This window comes from Microbacterium panaciterrae, assembly GCF_039541635.1.
In the GTDB taxonomy this organism is placed as follows: domain Bacteria; phylum Actinomycetota; class Actinomycetes; order Actinomycetales; family Microbacteriaceae; genus Microbacterium; species Microbacterium panaciterrae.
The window spans coordinates 21,194-42,566 of the sequence record NZ_BAABGP010000010.1 but is presented as its reverse complement, the minus strand read 5'-3'; the positions used below and the strand labels follow the sequence as shown (position 1 = coordinate 42,566).

General features: G+C 70.5%; 19 protein-coding genes and 1 tRNA gene. 10 read left to right on the top strand and 10 right to left on the bottom strand.

The features are described 5' to 3' along the window. Positions 1-47: 47 nt before the first annotated feature. Positions 48-356 carry a helix-turn-helix transcriptional regulator gene (locus ABD882_RS08145; protein ID WP_345185961.1) on the top strand — a complete coding sequence of 103 codons (309 nt, stop codon included), beginning with the start codon at positions 48-50 and terminating at the stop codon, positions 354-356. Here the strand turns inward: ABD882_RS08145 and ABD882_RS08140 are convergent. Then, positions 322-394 (bottom strand) — tRNA-Arg (locus tag ABD882_RS08140). The genes ABD882_RS08145 and ABD882_RS08140 overlap by 35 nt on opposite strands. 89 nt (positions 395-483) lie before the next feature. Continuing rightward, positions 484-1,104 carry an asparagine synthase gene (locus ABD882_RS08135; protein ID WP_345185959.1) on the bottom strand — a complete coding sequence of 207 codons (621 nt, stop codon included), beginning with the start codon at positions 1,102-1,104 and terminating at the stop codon, positions 484-486. 122 nt (positions 1,105-1,226) lie between these two features. Between ABD882_RS08135 and ABD882_RS08130 the strand changes: the two genes are divergently transcribed. Continuing rightward, positions 1,227-2,078 (top strand): SDR family NAD(P)-dependent oxidoreductase, encoded by an 852-nt coding sequence (locus ABD882_RS08130; RefSeq protein WP_345185958.1) that lies wholly within the window; start codon positions 1,227-1,229, stop codon positions 2,076-2,078. A 30-nt stretch (positions 2,079-2,108) separates the two neighbouring features. Here the strand turns inward: ABD882_RS08130 and ABD882_RS08125 are convergent, their stop codons facing one another. The 3 genes from ABD882_RS08125 to ABD882_RS08115 are packed head-to-tail and all read right to left on the bottom strand — an operon-like array spanning position 2,109 to position 4,892. Beyond that, positions 2,109-2,837: a GntR family transcriptional regulator gene (locus tag ABD882_RS08125; protein WP_345185956.1), complete on the bottom strand. Its 729-nt coding sequence runs from the start codon at positions 2,835-2,837 to the stop codon at positions 2,109-2,111. 53 nt (positions 2,838-2,890) lie between these two features. Continuing rightward, entirely contained in the window at positions 2,891-3,424 is a 534-nt protein-coding gene (locus tag ABD882_RS08120; protein WP_345185955.1) for a gluconokinase, read from the bottom strand. Between the two features lie 13 nt (positions 3,425-3,437). Next, a complete protein-coding gene (locus ABD882_RS08115) occupies positions 3,438-4,892 on the bottom strand; it encodes a GntP family permease (protein ID WP_345185953.1) in 1,455 nt (484 codons plus the stop codon). 140 nt (positions 4,893-5,032) lie between these two features. On the opposite strand from ABD882_RS08115, the gene ABD882_RS08110 reads away from it, so the two are divergent. Continuing rightward, positions 5,033-5,761, top strand: a complete 729-nt coding sequence (locus tag ABD882_RS08110; protein ID WP_345185951.1) for a FadR/GntR family transcriptional regulator — start codon at positions 5,033-5,035, stop codon at positions 5,759-5,761. A 91-nt stretch (positions 5,762-5,852) separates the two neighbouring features. Next, positions 5,853-7,106 (top strand): alpha/beta fold hydrolase, encoded by a 1,254-nt coding sequence (locus tag ABD882_RS08105; protein WP_345185950.1) that lies wholly within the window; start codon positions 5,853-5,855, stop codon positions 7,104-7,106. 9 nt (positions 7,107-7,115) lie between these two features. On the opposite strand, the gene ABD882_RS08100 is transcribed toward ABD882_RS08105, so the two are convergent. The 3 genes from ABD882_RS08100 to ABD882_RS08090 are packed head-to-tail and all read right to left on the bottom strand — an operon-like array spanning position 7,116 to position 12,285. Continuing rightward, positions 7,116-9,104, bottom strand: a complete 1,989-nt coding sequence (locus tag ABD882_RS08100) for a DUF2264 domain-containing protein (RefSeq protein WP_345185947.1) — start codon at positions 9,102-9,104, stop codon at positions 7,116-7,118. Continuing rightward, entirely contained in the window at positions 9,101-10,267 is a 1,167-nt protein-coding gene (locus ABD882_RS08095; RefSeq protein ID WP_345185946.1) for a substrate-binding domain-containing protein, read from the bottom strand. Before ABD882_RS08095 ends, ABD882_RS08100 begins: the two co-directional genes overlap by 4 nt. Further along, the gene (locus tag ABD882_RS08090) at positions 10,264-12,285 is read right to left on the bottom strand and encodes a heparinase II/III family protein (RefSeq protein ID WP_345185944.1); all 2,022 of its coding nucleotides are present in this window, start codon (positions 12,283-12,285) and stop codon (positions 10,264-10,266) included. Before ABD882_RS08090 ends, ABD882_RS08095 begins: the two co-directional genes overlap by 4 nt. Before the next feature lie 141 nt (positions 12,286-12,426). Here ABD882_RS08090 and ABD882_RS08085 point away from each other — a divergent pair, with 141 nt between their 5' ends. The 6 genes from ABD882_RS08085 (at position 12,427) to ABD882_RS19110 (ending at position 19,118) form a co-directional block, all read left to right on the top strand. Further along, complete coding sequence (locus ABD882_RS08085) at positions 12,427-13,446, top strand: hydroxyacid dehydrogenase (protein WP_345185943.1); 1,020 nt, start codon at positions 12,427-12,429, stop codon at positions 13,444-13,446. Positions 13,447-13,495: 49 nt separating this feature from the next. Beyond that, positions 13,496-14,776, top strand: a complete 1,281-nt coding sequence (locus tag ABD882_RS08080; RefSeq protein ID WP_345185942.1) for an ABC transporter substrate-binding protein — start codon at positions 13,496-13,498, stop codon at positions 14,774-14,776. Between the two features lie 103 nt (positions 14,777-14,879). Then, on the top strand, positions 14,880-15,812 hold the full coding sequence (locus ABD882_RS08075; RefSeq protein WP_345185939.1) for a carbohydrate ABC transporter permease: 933 nt from the start codon (positions 14,880-14,882) through the stop codon (positions 15,810-15,812). Beyond that, complete coding sequence (locus tag ABD882_RS08070) at positions 15,812-16,729, top strand: carbohydrate ABC transporter permease (RefSeq protein WP_425563347.1); 918 nt, start codon at positions 15,812-15,814, stop codon at positions 16,727-16,729. Before ABD882_RS08075 ends, ABD882_RS08070 begins: the two co-directional genes overlap by 1 nt. Continuing rightward, complete coding sequence (locus tag ABD882_RS08065; protein ID WP_345185938.1) at positions 16,726-17,421, top strand: hypothetical protein; 696 nt, start codon at positions 16,726-16,728, stop codon at positions 17,419-17,421. Before ABD882_RS08070 ends, ABD882_RS08065 begins: the two co-directional genes overlap by 4 nt. Before the next feature lie 32 nt (positions 17,422-17,453). Then, a complete protein-coding gene (locus ABD882_RS19110) occupies positions 17,454-19,118 on the top strand; it encodes an acyltransferase (protein ID WP_425563346.1) in 1,665 nt (554 codons plus the stop codon). On the opposite strand, the gene ABD882_RS08055 is transcribed toward ABD882_RS19110, so the two are convergent. Then, positions 19,115-20,215, bottom strand: coding sequence for a LacI family DNA-binding transcriptional regulator (locus ABD882_RS08055; protein ID WP_345185937.1), 1,101 nt, complete (start codon positions 20,213-20,215; stop codon positions 19,115-19,117). The two genes, ABD882_RS19110 and ABD882_RS08055, sit on opposite strands and share 4 nt — an antisense overlap. 57 nt (positions 20,216-20,272) lie before the next feature. Continuing rightward, on the bottom strand, positions 20,273-21,295 hold the full coding sequence (locus ABD882_RS08050) for a hydroxyacid dehydrogenase (protein WP_345185935.1): 1,023 nt from the start codon (positions 21,293-21,295) through the stop codon (positions 20,273-20,275). Positions 21,296-21,373 lie beyond the last annotated feature (78 nt).

Sequence of the window (21,373 nt, the reverse complement as noted above, 5' to 3'; positions counted from 1 at the left end):
CCGCGCGAAAATGACTATGCAAGACCCAACAGACCGGAGGATCGCCGATGTCACTCATCACGAGAGCAGCCACACAGGGCGAACGGTTCGCCCGCGCGCGAAAGTTCCGCGGCTTCAATCAGACGGAGATGGCACGCACCCTCGGCGTTGCAACCAGCACGATCAGCAACTGGGAGAACGACCACGTCGATCCGCCGTTGTCAGCCGCCGCGAAGTGGGCAACGCTGACCGGCCAGACGATTGACTGGCTCGTGTGGGGCGACCGCGGAGACGAAGAAGCCCCCTCCGGGGAGGGGGCTTCCGCACTGTCTCAACACAGTGTGCGCCTGGAGGGACTCGAACCCCCAACCTTCTGATCCGTAGTCAGATGCTCTATCCATTGAGCTACAGGCGCATCGGTCTTTCACAAGACCGCCCGCTCTCGCGGGCCTCGTCAACAATACCTCAGAGGCCGCCGGGAACGCGAATCGGGCGGGCTCGGCGTCAGCGCGGCTGGCGGGCGCTGCGCTTGTCCTCGCGGGCCGTCTCCTTGGCCGCGATCTTGTCGGCCTTCTCCTGCCGTTTACGGCGGGCACGCTGGTCCGACGCCAGCCCCTGCAGATCCACCAGACGCAGCGCCTGCATCCGCGCCTCGCGCATGGTGGCGTAGTCGGGATCCTCATCCGGGCGCATCGCCTCGACCCGCAGCCGGCGCTGCAGGTTGCCCGCGACGTCGCCCCAGGCCGCGGCCCGCGCGGCCTCCACGAGGAATCGCAGCGTCTCGGGATCCTCTGCCATCTCGCGCAGCCGATCCGCGACCGCCGCCGACTGCTTCGCGCGCCGTTTCAGGTTGCGCACGTCGCGGTCGCGGTAGTCATGCGTGCCGTGCGGATCCGAGTAGCGGCCGTGCGCGCGCTTGCGCAGCGAGTTGGCCATCTCGGCCGCCTCCTCCGACTCCGCGACGAGATCGAGGAGCGCCTCACGGGCATCGTTCATGTACTTCGCCACGTCGAAGGATCCGCCCTGCGCGATCGTTCCGACCAGGATGTGGTTCTTGACGACCAGGCGGGCGGCGGAGGTGGCGATGGCGACGCCCTCGGCGACAGCATCCGCAGTCTTTCCCACTCCTACCTCCCGATATCGAGAGTACCGGTTCCGCCCAGGTGGGACATGAGGCAGGATGGGATCGTCTGAGCCCACCCGACGCGCGCGAGGATGCGAGCGAGGGCGCAGCAGTAGGAGGAGCGTTGCGCGTTCTCGACGTGTCCGGCCGCAGCAGTGCGATCACCGGAGCAGCCAACGGCATGGGCGCAGAGACGGCCAAGGCGCTCGCGCGCCGCGGCGCGGAGCTCGCCCTGATCGATCGTGACCGCAGCGGGTTGACCCGGGTGGCCGATGAGCTCCGCGCGGGCGGCACCAGGGTCACGGTGCATCCGGTCGATCTGAGCGATGACGCTGCTGTCGCCGCCATCGCCGCGGAGATCAAGGCCGAGCACCCCCAGCTGCAGTCCCTGATCACGTGCGCCGGATCCTCGATGCTCGGCTCCCTCGACCAGCTCACGATGGAGGAGATGCGCTGGCTGATGGACGTGAACCTGTGGGGCACGGTGTCGATCACGAAGGAGCTGCTGCCGCTGCTGCGCCGGCAGCCGGCGGCGCACATCACCCACCTGGCGAGCATCTACGCGCTGGCCGCCCCGGCCGGGCGGATCCCGTACGCGATGACGAAGTTCGCGGTGCGCGCGTTCTCCGAGGCGCTGCGGCACGAGCTGGAGGGTTCGACGGTCTCGGTCGGCGCCATCTATCCGGCCGGGGTCCGCACCGGCATCATCCTGCACGGGCGCTATGCGGCGGCGATCGATCCCGGGGTCGCCGGCCGGGCGGCCGCAGCCCAGGCCGCGATGTACCACATGGAGCCGGCGGACGCGGCGGAGCGCATCGTCCGCGCGACCGTGCAGCGCCGGGCGCGCACCCTCATCGGGCGCGAGTCGGGGCTCGTCGACGCCCTCGTCCGGCTCGCCCCGGTGCGGTACTGGGGCGCGATGCGCGCGCCGCTGCGTGAGGCGATCGACACCACGACGCCGATGACCCCGCACTGAGCGACGGCACGGCCGGACCGTGCCGGGTGGTCATTCCCCGGCCGCGGGAGCTCCTTCGAGGATCTCCTCGTCGGCGGTGGCCGTGGACGCCTCACGCCGCTCGGCGGTCGCCGCGGTGAGCTGGGCCAGCCGGCGCCGCGCGGTCTCCGTACCCGCGCGGAGGTGCCGCTGCACGCGCAGGCGCAGCGTCGGCAGGTCGCGCAGCGCCAGGGACTCGTAGATGCGCGCGTGATCCTCTGCCATCGAGAGGAGGTCCTCGTGCTCCTTGAACAGCAGGATCAGCCGGCTGCGCATCATGCCGAGGATCTCGTCCACTGTCGCGTTCTGCGCCAGCTCGGCCATGAGCAGGTGGAACTCCGCTCCCGCGACATGCGCCGCCGGCGCGTTCCCCGCCTTCGCCGCCGCGAACTCGCGATCCAGAACCGCCTTGACCTTGGCGAGCCCGTCCGCCGTGTGCCGGCGCGCGGCCATCTCGAAGACGACGACCTCGATCGCGTCACGGACCTCGGCGATGTCGTCCACATCCTGCGCGGTGAACTGCCGCACGACCGCCCACGAGCGCGGACGGGCGAGCAGCAGGCCCTCGTTCACCAGCGACTTGATCGCCTCTCGCACGGGCAGCCGGCTCACCGCCAGTTCGTCCGCGATCTCCCGTTCGATGAGCCGGTCCCCCGGCCTGCGAACGCCCGCCAGGATCGAGTCCCGCAGCAGCCGCAGGACCCTGGCTGATTCCAGTTCGACGTTCCCCACGTTCCCCATGGGGACATTGTGGCACCGGCATCGGACGGTGGCACTTGTCGTACTCAGTCCATCTACGCGGGCGTCTGTGCGCCGTGCTCGCCGAGCCAGGTGAGCACCTGGGCGGCGGCCTCCTGCACCGGCAGAGCAGCGTCGACGACGAACCCCGCCTCGTCCGCGCCCAGCGGCTCGAGGGTCTCGAGCTGCGAGTCCAGCAGCGCCGCCGGCATGAAGTGACCGAGCCTGCGTCCGAGCCGCTCCGCCAGGTCGTGCCGAGTGCCCTCCAGGTGCACGAACTCCACGCCGGGGCGCGCGAGGACGGCGCGATAACTGCGCCGCAGCGCCGAGCAGGTCACGATGCCCGGCTCTCCCGCGGCCTGCCGCGCATCGATCCATTCCCCGATCAGCGCGAGCCACGGCCAGCGGTCCTCGTCGGTGAGCGGGATCCCTTCCTCCATCTTCGCGACGTTGGCCGCGGGATGCAGGTCGTCCCCCTCCTGCAGGGCCCACCCGAGACTGCCCGCCAGGACCCCGGCGAGCGTGCTCTTGCCGGATCCGGAGACCCCCATCACGACCAGGATCGTCGACGGCTGTGTCTGCAGCGTCATGATCGGCCCCCGATCAGCCCGCGAACGGGCTGATCACCAGGACCCCGGCGAGGCCGACCACGGAGATGAGGCACTCCATCACCGACCACGACTTCAGCGTCTGCGGGATGCTCAGGCCGAAGTACTCCTTGATCAGCCAGAAGCCCGCGTCGTTGACGTGCGAGAGGAACAGCGATCCGGATCCGATGGCGAGCACCAGCAGCGCGGATCCGGCCGAGGACATGCCCAGGTCGTGCACCAGCGGCTGCAGGATCCCGGCGGCCGTGATCGTCGCAACCGTGGCGGATCCGGTGGCGACGCGGATCAGCACCGCGACCAGCCAGGCGAAGAACAGCACTGCCGGCAGGGCTCCGCCGATGCCGGAGATCGCGTGCGCGATGACCGTGCCGATCGTGGAATCGACGAGGACCTGCTTGAATCCGCCGCCGGCGCCCACGATGAGGAGGATCCCGGCGATGGCGGGCAGCGAGGCCGAGACGGACGCGCCGACCTGCTTCGAGCTCATCGCGCCGCCGCGGCCCAGCACCACCATGCCGACCAGCACGGCGATGAGCAGCGCGATCACGGGCTTGCCGAGGAAGTCGATGACGCCCTTGAGCGCCGAGGTGTCGGTCGGAGCCACGACGTCGACGATGGCCGACAGCAGCATCAGGAACACGGGCAGCAGGATGCTGAACAGGGTCGCGCCGAAGCTCGGGCGGCGGCGCGCCTGGACCGCGGCGGTGTCACCGGGCTGCGCGGTGTCCTGGTCGGTCTGGAACAGCGCCGGCACGGGGACGTCCACCCAGCGTGCGGCGAGCTTTCCGAACAGCGGACCGGCGATGATCACGGTCGGGATCGCGATCAGCACGCCGAACGCGAGCGTCACGCCGAGGTTCGCGCCGATCAGGCTGATCGCTGCGAGGGGGCCGGGGTGTGGGGGCACCAGGCCGTGCATCGCGGAGAGGCCCGCGAGGGTGGGGATCGCGATCTTCATGAGCGAGACGCCGGAGCGGCGCGCGACCAGGATGATCACCGGCACCAGCAGCACCAGGCCCACTTCGAAGAACATCGGCAGGCCGATCAGCGCGCCGACCAGGCCCATCACCCACGGCAGCGCCGCGGCGCTCGCCTTCGAGATCAGAGTGTCGACGACGCGGTCGGCTCCGCCCGAATCGGCGAGCAGCTTGCCGTAGATCGCGCCGAGGGCGATCAGCACGCCGACGCCGCCGGCGGTGGATCCGAAGCCGTTGGTGAAGCTCGTGATGGTCTGCGTGGCCGACATCCCGGCGACGAGGCCGGTGACGATCGAGCCGATGACGAGGGAGAGGAACGGGTGCAGTTTGACCCAGGTGATCAGCACCACGATGACGGCGATGCCGAAGAGGGCGGCGGCGATCAGCAGCCACTCCGGTGCGGTCGTGGTCGGCGGGACCGGATCGGCGGCCCCGAGGAGGGCGGGGAGGACGGCGAGAGGGTTCGAGGACATGGCCATGAGCTTCCTTGATATGGCGGCGGATTTTGCCCCAGCATACGAGATAAGTAGGACTTAATCAACCAATAGCCTCAATACGCCTGGTTACTGGGTGAACATCGGGCTTCTTGCCGGACTATCGACATAATGGAGCCATGGGCGAAGGAACCGGTGACGGAGCTTCCGCGCAGCACCGGCGGCTGCTCGACACGATCGGCGTGCGCATCGTGGAAGGCGTGCTGACACCGGGGTCTCGCCTGCTGACCGCCGATGTGGCGACCGAGCTCGGCGCCTCCCGCTCCGCCATGCGGGAAGTGGTCCGGGTCCTGGAGACGGTCGGCATGGTGGACGTCCGCCGCCGCGCGGGCGTCGAGATCCTGCCCGCCGAACGATGGAGTCCGTACGCACCCGAGGTGATCCGCTGGCGGCTGGACGGATCCGGCCGGCTGCGGACGCTGCACGAGCTCAGCCAGCTGCGCTCCGCCGTCGAGCCGCTCGCGGCCCGTCTCGCCGCCGCGCAGGCCGGCCCGGAGCAGCGCACCGCGCTCGTGCAGGCGGTGCTCGGCATGGTCGAGCACGGCGATCGCGCGGACGAACCGGCCTACCTGCAGCACGACACCGACTTCCACCGCGCCGTGCTGCGCGGCTCGGGCAACCCCTATCTCGCCGGCCTCGCCGACGTGGTCGCCGCGCTGCTGCACGGTCGCACCGCGCACGCGCTGATGCCGAAGCACGCCGACAGGACCGCGCTGCAGCTGCACCAGGACGTCGCCGCCGCCATCACGGCCCGCGACCCCGAGGCGGCCGCGCGCGCGATGGCCGCGATCGTGACCGAGGCCGACGACGCGGTCGAGGCGATGGCGTCCCCCCTCACAGATCACTGAAGCGCTCCCGGGCGCCGGGCTGCCACCGGGCCTTATCCCGCTGATAGGTTGCGGCCAGCACCCGCCTACCCCGGCCGCGCATAATCGAAGCATGACGAAAGCCGCGGACACCCGGGAACAGGGGACGCACGCGCCGAGCGCGCTGCCCCGGTTGCTCGCCGCCGGAGTCAGAGGCGTGCGGCGCGTGCGACGAGCAGCGACCGCCACCTCGCCCGCCTTCGATCTGGCCTACGTGCGCAGGGGGCGGCGAGCACGGACCCCGATCGTGATCATCCCGGGCGGACCGGGCCTGGGATCCGTGCTCCCCTATCGTCGGCTGCGCCGGACGGCCGCCGCCCGCGGGCTCGACGTCATCATGATGGAGCACCGCGGGGTCGGCCTGTCGCGCGCGGATCTCGACGGGCGCAGCCTGCCCCTGTCCGCGATGCGGGTGGTCGACGTGATCGACGACCTCGCCGCCGTGCTGGACGAGGAGGGCGTCGACTCCGCCTACATCGCCGGATCCTCGTACGGCAGCTACATCGCGGCGGGATTCGGCGTGCGCCACCCCGATCGCGTCGCCGGCATGCTGCTCGACTCGACCCTGCAGTCCGTCGCCGATCGCGACGCGGAGCGGGCGATGATCCGCGGGCTGTTCGTCGACGCGGACACCCGGATCGCCGCGTCCGTGCGCGCATTGCTCGACGAGGGCTCTGATCCGCGGATCCTGCTCGGCGTGCTCCGTGCGGCGTACGAACTGGGCGGTGAGGAACTGCTCGGTCCGCTGCTGCAGCAGCGCCTGCAGGGGCTTCCCGGTTCGGGGCGTTCGCACGGATCGGTGTGGACGGCGCTGGAGACCTACGTCGATCGTGCGGAGTCGGAGGCGCACGTTCCGGGCTTCTACGAGTTCGACCTGGTCGGGGCGATCGCGTTCCGCGAGCTGGGCTTCGGGCCCGACCCGGACGGATCCGCCCTCGACCCCTCGCTCACCTACGCGCCGATCGCGGGCCGGTTCCCGCAGTTCGCGGGCGAGCCGTTCGATCTGCCCGCCGACGCCGCGGGTTTCGACTGGCCGACCGTCCTGCTCGCGGGATCGCGGGACCTGCGCACACCCGCCGCGGTAGCCCGGCAGGTCGCCGACACCGCACCGGACGCCGTGCTCGTCGAGATCGAGAACGGGCACAGTGCGCTCGAGTCGCATCCGCTCGCCCTGCTGCACGCCCTGGACCGCCTCAGCCACGGCGAGCAGCGCCGACTGCCCGAGGAGGCCGCGATCATGAACCGCCTGCCCCGGCGCGGCCTGATCGCGGGCCTGCCGCGGCTGCTCGCGACGGGTGCCCGCTGGGAGGCGGCACTGCGGCCCTGAGCCCCGGCCTCAGCCTTCGAGCCGCACCGCCGAGATCGCGCCGTCCGGCCAGGTGACGCACACTGTGATCGCGCCGTCCGAGGCGGGCACGGTCACCGCGCTCGGCGCAGGTTCGATCCCCCGCCCGAGCCGGACGGCGGCGATCACGATGCCCCCCTCGGCGACGCCCGAGACATCCAGCCGCGGCACGCTCGTGATCTCCCCGATCGGCGAGGTGCCCGACTCGACGTGCACCGACACGCTCACGCTCTCGGCACCCCTCTCCGTCAGGATCCGCAGCTCGGATCTCAGGCCGCCCAGGTCGAGCGCGATCGCACCGTCCGCGACCTCGGCGTCCGCGGCGGCGGATCCCGTGAGCGGCCAGCCACTCACCCGCAGCGGGAGCGGTGTCTCCGGCACCCCGGCGCGGGGCAGCCGCCGGGTCGCGCGCACTTCCCACGACCCGCGCAGCACGCTCGCCGTCTCGAGCAGCGGACCGTCCGTCACCACCCCTGCGCGGCCGGATCCGTGGTCGTAGGCGGGGCTGTCGATGCTCGAGTCGACCCAGTGCGCGTCGGCCACCGAGCTCGCGTGCGCGGCCACCCCGTCGTCACCGATCGCACCGCGCACGAACCCGGTGCGGTGCGTGGACCGGCCCGCGGCGTCGAGCGCGCCGACCATGTTGTCGGCGGGATCGTCGATGGTCGCCCCGGTCAGCGGCGGCAGGGTCGCGCTGGAGTAGCCGAACCGCGCGTACAGGGCCGAGTCGCCGGTGCGATCACCGGCGCGAGCGTGGTCGGCGCCGTGGTTGATCACGCGCACGATGCCGTCCGCGGCGGTGCCGCTCACCAGCCAGCCCGCCGGGCGGATCACCCGGCGCACGTCGCCCTGCTCGATCGGCAGCGGCTGCTCCACGGCCGTCCACACCTCGTGGTCGGCGGGCAGCACGAGCCCGAGGAACCCCTTTGACGCCCAGTACGGCGAGCCCGCACCGGAGTAGGTCTGCGCCATCGCCGGCCACTCGCCGAACAGGCCGACCGAGAGCAGGCCGCTCTCGTCGATCGCCCCGCGTTCCACGAAGGCGCGCAGCTGCCCCGACGCCCCTCGGCGCAGCATCCCGAGTGGCAGCCGGGTCGCGCCGGAGACCGCGCCCATCCAGAGCGGGGCGGCCGTCGCGAACCGGTAGATGAGGCTGCGTCCCTGCAGCACGGGCACGCCATCCGCGCCGATCAGCGCCGAGTAGTCATCCAGGAAGTCCGCCAGCCGGGCGCGGAACACCGGGGCGAGCGCATGGGATCCGAACTCCGCAGACCCCGACGAGCTCGCCCACAGCAGCGGGTACAGGTGCATCGCCCAGCCGCAGTAGTAGTCGTAGGCGCGGACTGCGCCGTCGGCCCACCAGCCGTCGGTCTGGTAGTAGTCCTCGATCCGCGCAAGGTCGGCGGCGATGCGGGCGGGGTCGTGCGGCCCGCCCACCGAGGCGAGGAAGGTCTCCACCGTGATCCGGAACCACAGCCAGTTGTTGTCCGGGTAACCGCCGGCCGGGCTCAACGCGAGCCAGTCGAGGATCTGCCGCTGCGCGACCGGATCCAGCCCGTCCCACAACCATTCCCGGGTGAGCTGCAGCCCGAGCGCGATCGAGGCGGCCTCCACCTGCACCTGCGCGCGCTCGTCCGGGCGCGGCCAGCGCTCCGGGTTCGACGGGTCCGTTCCCGCGATCAGCCCGTCGTGGTACCACTCCAGGAAGCCGTGCGGGTCCGCACCCCGTTCGCCGGTGAGCCGGAACGCGAAGAGCATGAACGACCGCGCGAAGCCCTCCAGCCCGTCACTGGCTTCTCCGCTGCTGCTCACCACACCCGGCAGGCGCACCTGGCTGCGGCTGGATCCGAAATACGGCCGCAGCGACAGCAGCAGGTGGTCGGCGACGGCGGCCCAGTGCGCGCGGGTCCATCCGGTGTGCGGGGAGAGCGCGCGATCTTCCGGGGGCAGGATCAGACGGGCGGGGTCGAAGGCGGTCACAGGGTCTCCTTCAGGAGTGGGCGGGGTGGGACGCGCGGGGCGGGACCGGCGTCGTCGGTGATGCTCGGACGGAGCGACGACTCACGCACGTGCAGCTCGGGGCTGAGCTTCACACGGTAGGCCGGGCGGCTGCTGCCCGCCTCGAGCCGCGCGATGAGCAGGTTGACCGCCTCACGCCCGACGTGCTGCTTGGCCGGGCGCACGGCGGTGATGGCGGGATCGCCGAAACGGGCGACGTCGTCGTCGTAGGCGACGATCGCGAGGTCGTGGGGCACCCGGATCCCCCGGTCCAGCGCGTGCTGCTCGAGCGCGAGGGCCTGCGGGTCCGGCAGCACGATGACGGCGGTGGTCGCGGTCTCGCGGATGAGGCGCAGCGCCTCGTCCATCTCGCGCTCCCGCCCCGGCGCGTCGAAGCGCACCCCGGTCATCGACACGACGTCGACCGGCAGCCCCAGCGAGCGCAGCGCGTCCCGCCAGCCGCGCCGCACGTGGCGGCCGGTGGGATTCTCGGACTCCACGATCAGGCCGATCCGCTCATGCCCGGCAGCCACCAGGTGCCGTACCGCGAGCGCAGCGCCGGCCGCATGATCCGAGACGACGGATTCGAGGTGCGGGGCGGCGGCAGCCGCGCGCACGCGGCGCTCGGCGAGGACGACCGGCACCGGGAGCGCGTCCAGCCACTCCAGCATCTCGATCCCGTGCTCGGCGTGCGTGTCGGGCGCGACGATCAGGCCGTGCAGGCCGGGGGTGTTCAAGAGCGCCTCGACCTGGCGCCGGTTGTCGCGCAGCTCGTAGGTCGACGCGCGCAGCAGCAGTCGCGCGCGCAGCTGCGTGGCCTGGGCCCTCGCCCCGTGCACGATCGGCGGCCAGTAGTACTCCAGAGAGGGCACGACCATGCCGATCGTGTACCGGGTGACGGCCGGATCGTGCCCGACCAGCGCCGGGCTGAGGCCGGGCTCGATGGCGCTGCGCAGTGTGGCTCCGCCGTGCACGCGGGTGACCAGTCCCTGCTGGGCGAGGGTGTTGATGTCACGGCGCACGGTGAGCTCGCTCACCCCGAGCCGTCGGGCGATCGAGGACACGCCGACCGAGCCGTGCTCCCGGATCTCGTCCATGATCCGTTCCCGGCGCTGCAGCGCGAACAGCGGATCCTTCCCGCTCACGACAGCTCCTCGACCACGGTCGTGAGGGCGCCCGCCCTGGCCGGGAGGTCGTAGACGAGGCGGGTGAGCACCGCGCCCCACACGGCGATGAGCTCGGGATCGTCGAGCTCCCACTCCTCGACCGTCGGGACGACCGCGGCGCCGCCCTCGAGGGTCGCCGTGATCCGGATCCGATGCCCGTCGGCGGCGACCTCCACTCCCTCGCCGCGCGGCTCGACCGAGCCCGACGCGATGAGGTGCACCCTGTTCCGGCCGTCCTCCTGCAGCCGCCAGCGGTCGATGATCTCGATCCGGTCCGCGGCTCCGTCCAGGGCGCCGGCTCCGAGGAATCGGAACCTGCGCCGCCACGAATCGCCGTCCGCGAGGGCGTACGCGCCCGCGAGTTCCAGCTCGAGCTCGACCGGCCCCTGCGTGTGCGCGGCCGCGGCCTCCCCCGGCTCACCCGGCGGCGCGAAGATCACCCGCGCGACGAAGTCCGGGCCCTCGCCCTGCTCGAGGCCGAGCGGCGCGGGCGCACTGTGCCAGCTGCTCTGCATCGCGCGGATCCCGTACCGGTCGGCGCCGAAGGTCTGCGCGGTGTACGTCGGCTTGCCCACGTCCACGAGCAGAGGCCGCCCGCCGGACGCGACGAGGAAGGATCCGAGGTCCTTGTGGTTGTGGTTCTCATCGTTCGTGCCGCCCTTCGCGGCGAGCGCCAGGCCGTCCTCGACCCCGGCCGCACCGCGGCACACCAGCACTTGCACCGAGGGCAGCCAGACGACGGCGGGCAGCGGCGCGGAGGCGGGCGGAGCGGCCCGCCAGGACTCATCGACGAGCGCCCGCACCAGCCGCGGCAGCCCACCGGCGACGTCCGCCACGGGCGCGCCCGGCCGACGTGCCGCACGGGCCCAGGCCGTGACCCGCTCGTCGCCGATCCTGCCACCCCACCGGAACGGGAGCTGCCAGGGCACGGGCCCGTGCGACCGGGCCCAGCCGTCGGCTACGTTCACGTACCAGTCATCGCCGAGATGCATCCGCATCGGGAAGCGCAGGGTCTCCGCGACGACCGGGATCGCCGCCGCGTCCAGCGCACCGTCGGTCGCGCGCGACACCAGCTCCAGCATCTCGAGCATGCGCCCGGCGCCGTTCCACCAGTACGCCACGCCCTCGTCGATCGCACCGTCGGCGGGCAGCTCCGCGACGTACCTGTCCAGGCTGTCCAGCGCCCTCGCCGTCATGCGCGCCACGCGTGCGGTGTCGTCCAGCAGCAGCATCGCCGCGAGCAGCACGTTGCCGAGGATCCACGGATTCCAGTTGTTCACGTCGCGCCAGTAGCCCAGCCACCACAGGTCGTCACGCGTCTCGAACGGCGTGAACACGCGCACTTCCGCCTCGTGCCGGATCCGCTCCCGCAACCCCGGCCAGGACGGCGCCCAGCGCCCGCCGAGGATCCGGTCCGCGACCGCCAGCTGCGCCACGATCTCCCCCGCCACGAGGTCCAGGTAGGGCGAGGAGACGTCGGGCAGCACGAACCCGCGGCGGGTGTGCGCGTCGTCATGCGCGGGCAGGGACCACGTGCTCTGCTCGCACAGCACCACCGCACCGTCGGCCGCCTCGTCGATCCAGCGCTCCGCACCCGTGGCGGCCGCCGTGATCACGGCCCGTGTCAGCCGCTCCTGGCGGTCCGACACCGCGCGCTCGTAGGCGGCGCGATCGCCGTCGCGGACGTACCGGGCGAACAGCGAGCCGAGCGCGTCCGGCCAGGGCCGCCCGAGATCCGCCGCGGCGGCATCGCCGATGCGTTCGATCGTGATCGGATCCATCCGATCCCACACCTCGCGGCGGGCGAGCGGCGGGATGCCGACCCGCTCACGCAGCGTCTCCGGATCGAGTCCGTCGAACGATGCGTGCAGCGCATCCGCGCGCATCGCCGCTCCCCACTCCGCGAACAGCGGCCCGCGGAATTCCGCGGGAACCACGATCGTCCCGTCGGGAGGCGCCGCGTGTGCGCTGACCCGGGAGAGGGCATCGGATGCCATGGTCACACCTTCGTTCATGTCGGTATTTGTGCGAATCGGATCGTTCTGTTTCATCTCGAACGAGTCTGAGTATCTACTGAGTTCAGCGACGACGCAATGCCCTGCCTCGTCGGGATCTGACGAAGGACGGACACCCCGGGAATGACCGCAACGACCACCCCCGAAGCTCTCGTCGTGATGTCGCGCGACGTGTTCGAGCGTCAGTTCGATGCCGCGCGGATCTCCCGGCTGCGCGACCTCGCGATGGTGCCGGATCCGGTCTTCACGGACGACCTGGACGATCCCGCCCTCGCCGATCGCCTTGCCACGGTCGAGGTGCTGCTCACGGGCTGGGGCGCCCCGCGCCTCGACGCCGCGCGGCTCGACCGGATGCCGCGGCTGCGCGCGATGCTGCACTGCGCGGGATCCGTCCGCCTCCAGGTCAGCGACGAGTTCTGGGCACGGGGGATCCGCGCCGCATCGGTCGCGGACGTGAACGCCGTACCCGTAGCCGAGTTCACCCTCGCCGCGATCATCTTCGCCGGCAAGAAGGCGCCCTTCATCGCCGCAGACCCGGAGAGCCGTCGCCTGAACGGGCTCGCGGCCGAACGGTTCGGGGAGCTCAGCAACCTCGGGCGTACGATCGGCGTGGTCGGCTTCAGCAGGGTCGGGCGCCGCGTCGTCGACACCGTGCAGCAGCTGGAAGACGTCACCTGCCTGGTCGCCGACCCGTACGCGGATCCGGCCGAGATCGCCGCCGCGGGCGGCGTGCACACGACGCTGCAGGAACTGCTCCCGCGCGTCGACGTGCTCTCCCTGCACGCGCCGGAGCTGCCCTCCACGCGTCACATGATCGGCGCAGGGGAGCTCGCGGCGCTCCGCGACCACGCCACCCTGATCAACACGGCGCGCGGCAGCGTGATCGACACCGCCGCGCTCGAGCGGGAGTGCGCGAGCGGTCGCCTGAACGCGATCCTCGACGTGACAGACCCCGAGCCGCTCCCCGCCGACTCGCTTCTGTACCGCCTGCCGAACGTCATGATCACTCCACACCTGGCCGGATCCCTCGGATCCGAGCTGCATCGCATGACGGACGCCGCCCTCGATGAGCTCGAACGCTTCACCGCAGGGCTCCCCCTGCACGAGGAGGTCACCGTCGACGCGCTGCGGCTGATCGCCTGATCCTCCCGACCCGCACCATCCCATCCCGCACCCAAAGGAGTCACCCCGCATGAAGAGAAAGCTCATCGCCGTCGGCACTGTCGCCGCGGCGGCGCTCGTCCTCGCCGGCTGTGCCGGCACCTCGACGCCCGCATCCACCGCCTCGGACGGCAGCGCGAAGTCCACCCTGACCATCGCGCTGTGGGATCTGCAGAAGACGCCGGAGTTCAACGCCCTGATCTCGGCGTTCGAGAAGGCGAACCCGAACATCACCGTGCAACCCGTCGACATCCCCTCGGTGAACTACGAGGACAAGATCACGACCATGCTCGCCGGTGGCGACAGCACCGACATCATCACGGTGAAGAACCTCACCGACTTCGGCGGCTACGTCAAAAAGCAGCAGTTCCAGAAGGTCGACGACGTCGTCAAGGAGCTGCCCGCGGACAAGATCCCCGCGCTGCAGCAGTACACCTACCAGGGCTCGACCTACGCGACCCCGTACCGGCAGGACTTCCACGTGCTCTACTACAACAAGGACCTGTTCCAGAAGGCGGGTGTGCCGGATCCGGAGAACCTCACCTGGGACGAGTTCGCCGCCGACGCGCAGAAGCTCACCACCGGCAGCGACGCCGACAAGGTCTACGGCGCGTACATCCACACCTGGAACTCGATGGTGCAGGGGTATGCGGCCGTCCAGCAGAACAAGTCGTACGACAAGCCGGACTACTCCTGGATGGCCGACCAATACAAGGTCACCCTCGACATGCAGAAGGCAGGGTCCATCATGGACTGGGCCACCGCGAACAGCCAGAAGACCAGCTACCAGAACATGTTCGAGACCGGCAAGGCCGCGATGGTGCCGATGGGCAGCTGGCTGATCGCGCCCCTGCTGGCCGACAAGAAGGCCGGCACCACGAACGTGAACTGGGGGATCGCGCCGATTCCGCAGCTGAAGTCCGGGAGCAAGATCACCACGATGGGCGGGCCCACGGGCTTCGGCATCAACAAGAACGCGAAGAACACCGCGGCGGCGAAGAAGTTCCTCGCCTTCGCTTCCGGCCCCGAAGGCGCCAAGGCCGTCGTCGGCGTCGGGATCGTCCCCGCCTACCACGGCGCCGACATCACCAAGGCATACTTCGCGCTGCCCGGCATGCCGCAGGACAGCCTCTCGAAGAAGGCGTTCGCGCCCGACACGATCCGCCCGGACGGCCCCACCGGCCCCGATGCGGCGGCGATCGGCGGCGTGCTCAACCAGGAGCACCAGCTGATCATGACCGGCAGCAAGCCCGTGTCCGACGTGCTCACCGAGATGGCGAGCCGCGTCAAGAACGAGGTGCTGCAGCAGTGAGGCACCCGGCCGCTGAGCCTGTCGAAGCCCCTTCGACAGGCTCAGGGACCGACCACAGCTCAGGGACCGGACCCACCCCTTCCCGTTCCGGAACGAGGACATCATGACCACGATCGCCGATCGACCACCCGCCCCGCCGCCGACGTCGCGGGCTGCCGCAGGACGCCGCATGCGCCGCCGCAGCATCCTGGTCGGGTGGAGCTTCATCCTCCCGAACTTCGTCGGCTTCGCCCTGTTCACGCTCGTCCCCGTCATCGCGGCGTTCGGCCTCGCCTTCATGAAGTGGGACGGCTTCAACGCCCCGGAGTTCATCGGGATCCGCAACTTCACCCGCCTCTTCGGCGATGACAGCTTCCACGTCGCACTGCTGAACACCGTGCTCTACGCGGTGGGGCACGTGCCGCTCACTCTCGCGATCTCCCTGTGCCTGGCCCTGCTGCTGAACCAGAAGCTGCGCGGCATCGCATTCTTCCGTGTCGCGATCTTCTTCCCGTACATCACCTCGCTCGTCGCGATCGCGATCGTGTGGAACATGCTGTTCAACCCGACCAGCGGCCCGATCAACCAGTTCCTGCACCTGATCGGGATCGCGCACCCGCCCGGCTGGACGGCGAGCACCACCTGGGCGCTGCCGGCCGTGATCATCACCGGCGTGTGGCGCGATATGGGGTACTACATGGTGCTGTTCCTCGCCGGCCTGCAGGCGATCCCGCACGAGTACTACGAGGCCGCGTCCGTGGACGGCGCCGGCAGGTGGCGCACCTTCTGGAACATCACGCTGCCGTCGCTGCGCCCCACCACGTTCCTGGTGCTCGTGCTGCTGAGCGTGTCGAGCTTCAAGGTCTTCGACCTCATCTTCGTGATGACCCAGGGCGGGCCGGGCAGGGCGACCCTGGTGCTCTCGCAGCTCATCTATCAGGACGGCATCATCAACGGCCAGTTCGGCTACGCCTCGGCGATCTCGCTCGTGCTGTTCGTGATCGTGCTCGTCGTGACCGTGTTCCAGTTCCGGATCCAGCAGAGGAGGGAGCGCTGATGAGCTCACTCGCCTCCGACCTCGCCCGTGAGGTCGCCGCCGGCGGCGCACCCGGTCGCCCCTCCGCGTCCCGCGCACCCCGCAGCGCCCGGCGCACCCGCACGCGTCTCGGCCGGGCCGCGATGTACGTGCTGCTGACCGTGCTGCTGGGGATCGTGCTGCTGCCGTTCTTCTGGATGCTGTCCAGCTCGTTCAAGAACGACGTCGACGTGCTCACGGTGCCGATCCAATGGATCCCGAAGACGTTCGTGTGGACGAACTACGCGAAGATCTGGACCGAGATCCCGATGGCCGGCTACCTCGCCAACTCGGCCTTCCTGTCGATCGTGATCACGATCCTGCAGGTGCTCACCGGCAGCTTCGCCGCCTACGGCTTCTCGAAGGTGCGCTTCCCCGGCCGCGATGCCCTGTTCCTCGCGTACATCGCGACGATCGCGGTGCCGTGGCAGGCGTACATGATCCCGCAGTACGTGATGATGCAGAAGGCCGGCCTGACGAACACCTTCGCCGCGCTCATCCTGCTGCAGGCGTTCGGCGCGTTCGGGGTGTTCCTGATGCGGCAGTACTACATGACCATCCCGGACGAGCTGAACGAGGCGGCCAGGATCGACGGGCTCAGCGACTACGGCATCTGGGCGCGGATCATCCTGCCGCTGTCGAAGCCGGCGCTCGCCTCCCTGGCGCTGCTCACGTTCGTGAACACCTGGAACGACTACATGGGCCCGTTCATCTACCTCTCCAGCAACCAGCTCTGGACCGTGCAGATCGGCCTGCAGTCGTTCATCGGCCAGTACTCGGCGCAGTACGCGATGATCATGACCGGCTCCGTGATCAGCGTGATCCCGATCCTCGCCATCTTCCTCGCCGGGCAGCGCTATTTCATCGCCGGCATCGCGACGAGCGGGATGAAGGGATGAGCGCGGTGACGGGCGAGCGCCGCAAGGCCCGGATTCCGCGCCTCGACCACGAGAGCATCGACACGATCTTCGGGTATGCGTACGCGCTGCTCGTGGTCGACGCGCTGCTCGTCGTCTTCAACCTGCCCCTCGCCGTCATGCTGTTCGTGACCGTGGACTCGCTGCAGTCCTGGCCCTTCTTCCTGTTGCTGTCGCTCACGCTCGCGCCGTCGCTGGCGGGCGCCTTCGAGGTCTTCCGCAGCATGCGCGAGGACGGACGCTCTACGCCGGTCCTCGCGTTCCTGCGCGGGTACCGGAGACGCGGAGCTGCGGCCTTCGTGGTGGGGCTCGTCACCGCCGTCGTGGTCGCCGCCGCGCTGTTCGACGGGACCGTGCTCGCAGGCACCGTCTGGGCACCCCTGCTCGGCCCGCTGCTGGCGGTGCTCGGCGTCGGAGCGATCGCCGTCGCACTGTTCGCGCTCGCCGGCCTCGTGATGTTCGGATCCGTCTCGATCAGGGCCATCGTCAAGGCGGCCCTGTACCTGGCCGTGCAGCGCTGGTACTTCAGCCTCCTCTCGCTCGCGATGGTCGCACTGACGGGTGCGGCCGTCCTCGCCCAGCCCGTGCTGGGGGCCGCCCTGGTCCCCGGCATCCTGCTCTACCCCGTCTTCGCGAACGCGCAGTACTCGTTCAGCCGCATCCTGGAGTTCTGACCCGATCGCCCGCACTGAGAGAGGCCCCTCCGATGACCCGCGCCTTCGACGCACAGCATCTCGACTACGCTCCCTGGGATTTCCTCGGCGATGCCTCGGCGGAGGAGAGCGACATGCAGCGGGCCCTGCAGGCGCAGTTCGTCCGGGAGAACCCGACCTCCGTTCTCGGCGAGAACTGCTTCATCTCGCCACTCGCCGCGGTGCAGACCTCAGAGCTCCACCTCGGCAATCGCAGCTACGTGGCCGCCCACGCGCACCTGTCCGGCGACGTGCGCGTCGGTGACGACTGCTCGATCAATATCGGAACGGCCGTTCGCGGCACGGTGTCGATAGGCGACGCGGTGCGCATCGGGGCGTCGACCTCGATCCTGGGCTTCAATCACGGGTTCGCGCCCGGCATCGAGGTGTTCCGGCAGCCGCACTCCTCGAAGGGGATCGTGATCGGCGACGACGTGTGGATCGGAGCACACGTCGTGATCGTCGACGGCGTCCGCGTCGGCTCCGGGGCAGTGATCGGCGCGGGTTCCATCGTGACGAGGGACGTCCCCGCGGGCGCACTCGTCGCGGGCAACCCGGCCCGGATCCGACGCTGGCGACAGGATCCGGCCGCCGCCCTGCGAGCGCGGCTGCGTGATTTCGACGCCCGGATCCGATCCGAGCTCACAGCGATCCTCGATGCCTCCTGGCGAGCGGACCTGGGCTGCTACGTCGACAAGCCCGGCGCTGTGCCGACGCTGCGCGCACAATGCGACGCGGTCGAGATCGCGATCACCGTGAGCGGGACGGCACCGGAACGTCCCCCGCGTGCCGAGGCCGCTCGACGACTCTCCGCACTGCAGGATCCCGCGACCGGCCTGTTCCCCGAGCTCGAGGCGGACGGCCGGCCATCCGCGCTGATCGGGGACTTCCCCGGCGATGGAGCGGACTACCGGATGCTCTGCACCGGTTACGCCCTCGGTCTTCTCGGCGCACCGATCGCGCACCCCATCGCGTACCCGCTCGCGATCGACGGCGACGAGCTCGTGCGCGCCCTCGAGAGGCAGCCGTGGGGCGAGGGGACGTGGGCCGCCGGCGCCTTCGTCGACGCCGTCGGCACGGCCCTGCGCTGGAACACCGTGCTCTCCCCCGCCGCGTCGGCCCGTCCGACCGCCACGCTGTTCGGCTGGCTGCTGCTGCATGTGTCGCCCGAGACGGGCATGTGGGGCTCGGCGCCCCAGGGCGGGGATCTGCTGCAGCTCGTGAACGGGTACTACCGGCTGACCCGCGGCACATTCGCGCAGTTCGGCGTGCCGCTGCCGCACCCCGAGAGGGCGATCGACACGGTGCTGCGCCATGCCGGCGACGCGCAGTACTTCGCGCCGGAGCGACAGAACGCGTGCAACGTGCTCGACGTCGTGCATCCGCTCTGGCTGCTGGGCCGGCAGACCACGCATCGTGCCGCCGAAGCGCGGGAGGTGCTCGTGCGGCTGCTCTCCGACGCGCTCGAGCATCATGTGCCGGGGAAGGGATTCGGGTTCGCGGCGCCGTCGCACGCCGGCGGCGACGCCGGCTCCCGGACGCCGGGGCTGCAGGGAACCGAGATGTGGCTGTCGATCATCTGGATCGCCGCCGATGCCCTGGGGCTGTCGGATGAGCTGTCGATCCGTCCGCGCGGCGTGCATCGTCCTGAGCCGGCGTTCGGCAAGACCTGGCGCTAGCGGTGCCCCCACGGGACGGCCGCCGGGGCCGCGACCGACTCCCGAACGATGAGCCGCGTGCCGACGATGATCTCGCCGTCGGCGTGACGGCCGAACGCGTCGTCCGTGCGGCTGAGCGCGAGGCGCACGCTTTCGCGCCCCATGTCCTCGAGCGGCACGTGCACCGTGGTCAGCTTCGGGGTGAGCTCGCTCGACTGCGGGATGTCGTCGTATCCGACCAGGGAGATGTCCTCCGGCACCCGCACCCCCTGCGCGGTCATCGCGTCCAGGGCGCCGGCCGCGACCAGGTCGTTGGCCGCGAAGACCGCAGTGACGTCGAGCCGGGCATCCAGCAGCTCACTCATGGCGGCGTGCCCGAACCGCCGTCCGAACGCCCCTTGCCGCACCAGCTCCGGCGTCACCTCGAAGCCGTGCGACTGCATGGCGCGACGATAGCCGGCAAGGCGCGCGACGCTCGTGGAGAGCCCCACCGGCCCGCCGAGATAGACGATCCTGCGGTGCCCCTGGGAGATCAGGTGCTCGGTCACGGCGAAGGCACCGCCCTCGTTGTCATAACCGACGATCTTGGTGGGCACGTTCTCGCCCACCGACGGGCGTCCGCACAGCACGAGCGCGGATCCTATCCCGGCCAGCGTTCTGGCGCGCTCCGCCATGCGCCGTCGGGCGCTGGCATCGTCGTATCCGCCACCGACCACGATCACCGCGTCGGTACGCTGGCTGATCATGCGGTCGATGAGCTCGATCTCGCGATCGACGTCGCCCTGGGACGCTGCCACGATGCACAGGCGCCCTGTCGTCGCGGCCTCCTGCTCGACGCCGCGCACGATGTACGAGAAGAACGGATCGACGAGGTCGTTCACGATGATGCCGACGCTGTGCGTGGAGGAGCTGGCGAGCGCACGGGCATGCGCGTTCGCGGTGTAGCCGAGGTCGTCGATCGCGCGCTTGACGGCGTCGCGGGTGGACTGCGCAACCGGATAGTTGCCGTTCAGGACGCGCGACACGGTGGCCGACGAGACGCCGGCCTGCTGGGCCACGTCCGACATCGTGACGGTGTGCGCCCCGCGGATCGCTGCGCTCTCGCTTTGCGTCGTCATCCCGTCCTCCCTTCGTCGATCCCGCGACCCCCGTCGCGGCTGTGCGCCCGGCATCGGTCAGGCGGTGTAGGCCAGCTCGTCGGCACGCAGTTCGTGCACGAGGGTCCCTCGACCAACGTAGTGCTCGACCTCGCGCACAGCGGAGTCGCCCAGCCGGTGGATCTCATTGCCCAGCGCACCCGCGATGTGCGGCGTCAGCACCACATTCGGCAGCGAGTACAGCGGCGACCCCTCCGGCAGCGGTTCGGGGTCGGTGACGTCGAGATACGCGTCCAGACGCCCTGTCACGGCCTCCGCGGCGAGCGCCGCGGTGTCGATCAGCGCGCCGCGCGCGGTGTTGACGATCACTGCGCCGTCGCGCAGCAGAGCGAGCTCGCGGGCCGAGATGATGTGCCGGGTGTCAGGCGTGCTCGGCGCATGCAGGGTGAGCACGTCGCTGCGGCGGCACAGCTCGTCCAGCGGCACGGCCTCGACGCCGAGGCGCTGGGCCTCCTCCGCGGTCAGGTAGGGATCGCAGACGAGGATCCGCGCGTGCAGCAGCCGCACGAGACGGATCACCTCCCGCCCCACGCGCGAGGCCCCGAGGATGCCGATGGTCACGCCGTTCGCCCCGATCGGCGGCACGCCCGCAACAGACCGACGACGTCGCGTGGTGCGCAGCTGATCCGCGAAGCGGCTCGCCCGCTTGAGACCGAACACGATCGCGGCGAAGGTGAACTCCGCGACCGGCGTCGCGTTCGCGAAAGCCGCCGTGCTGACTCTGATTCCGCGGCGGAAGGCCTCCTGGTCGAGGAAGGTCTTGACCGTGCCTGCCGTATGCGCCAGGACCTCGAGCCGGGGGCAGAGATCGAGCACCGCGGCGTCGATGCGCGGCGTGCCCCACCCGGTGAGCATCACCGTGGCGTCGCGCAGGGCCGCGCGGGCAGCGGGCGCGTCGAAGTCGACGATCGGCAGCGGACCCACCAGGTCCACCACGCTCCGCAGCCGGGCGAGCGCCTGGGCGGAGAACACCTCGGCGAACGACTCCTCCGCCATGACGACCACGGCCGTCGGCCTTGTCGTCGCGAGATCCTGATCCACGTCGATCCCTTCTTTCCGTTTCTGATAGTAAGCGCATACTATGCCTCACGTCCAACTGGCTCACCGATCCTCTTTCAT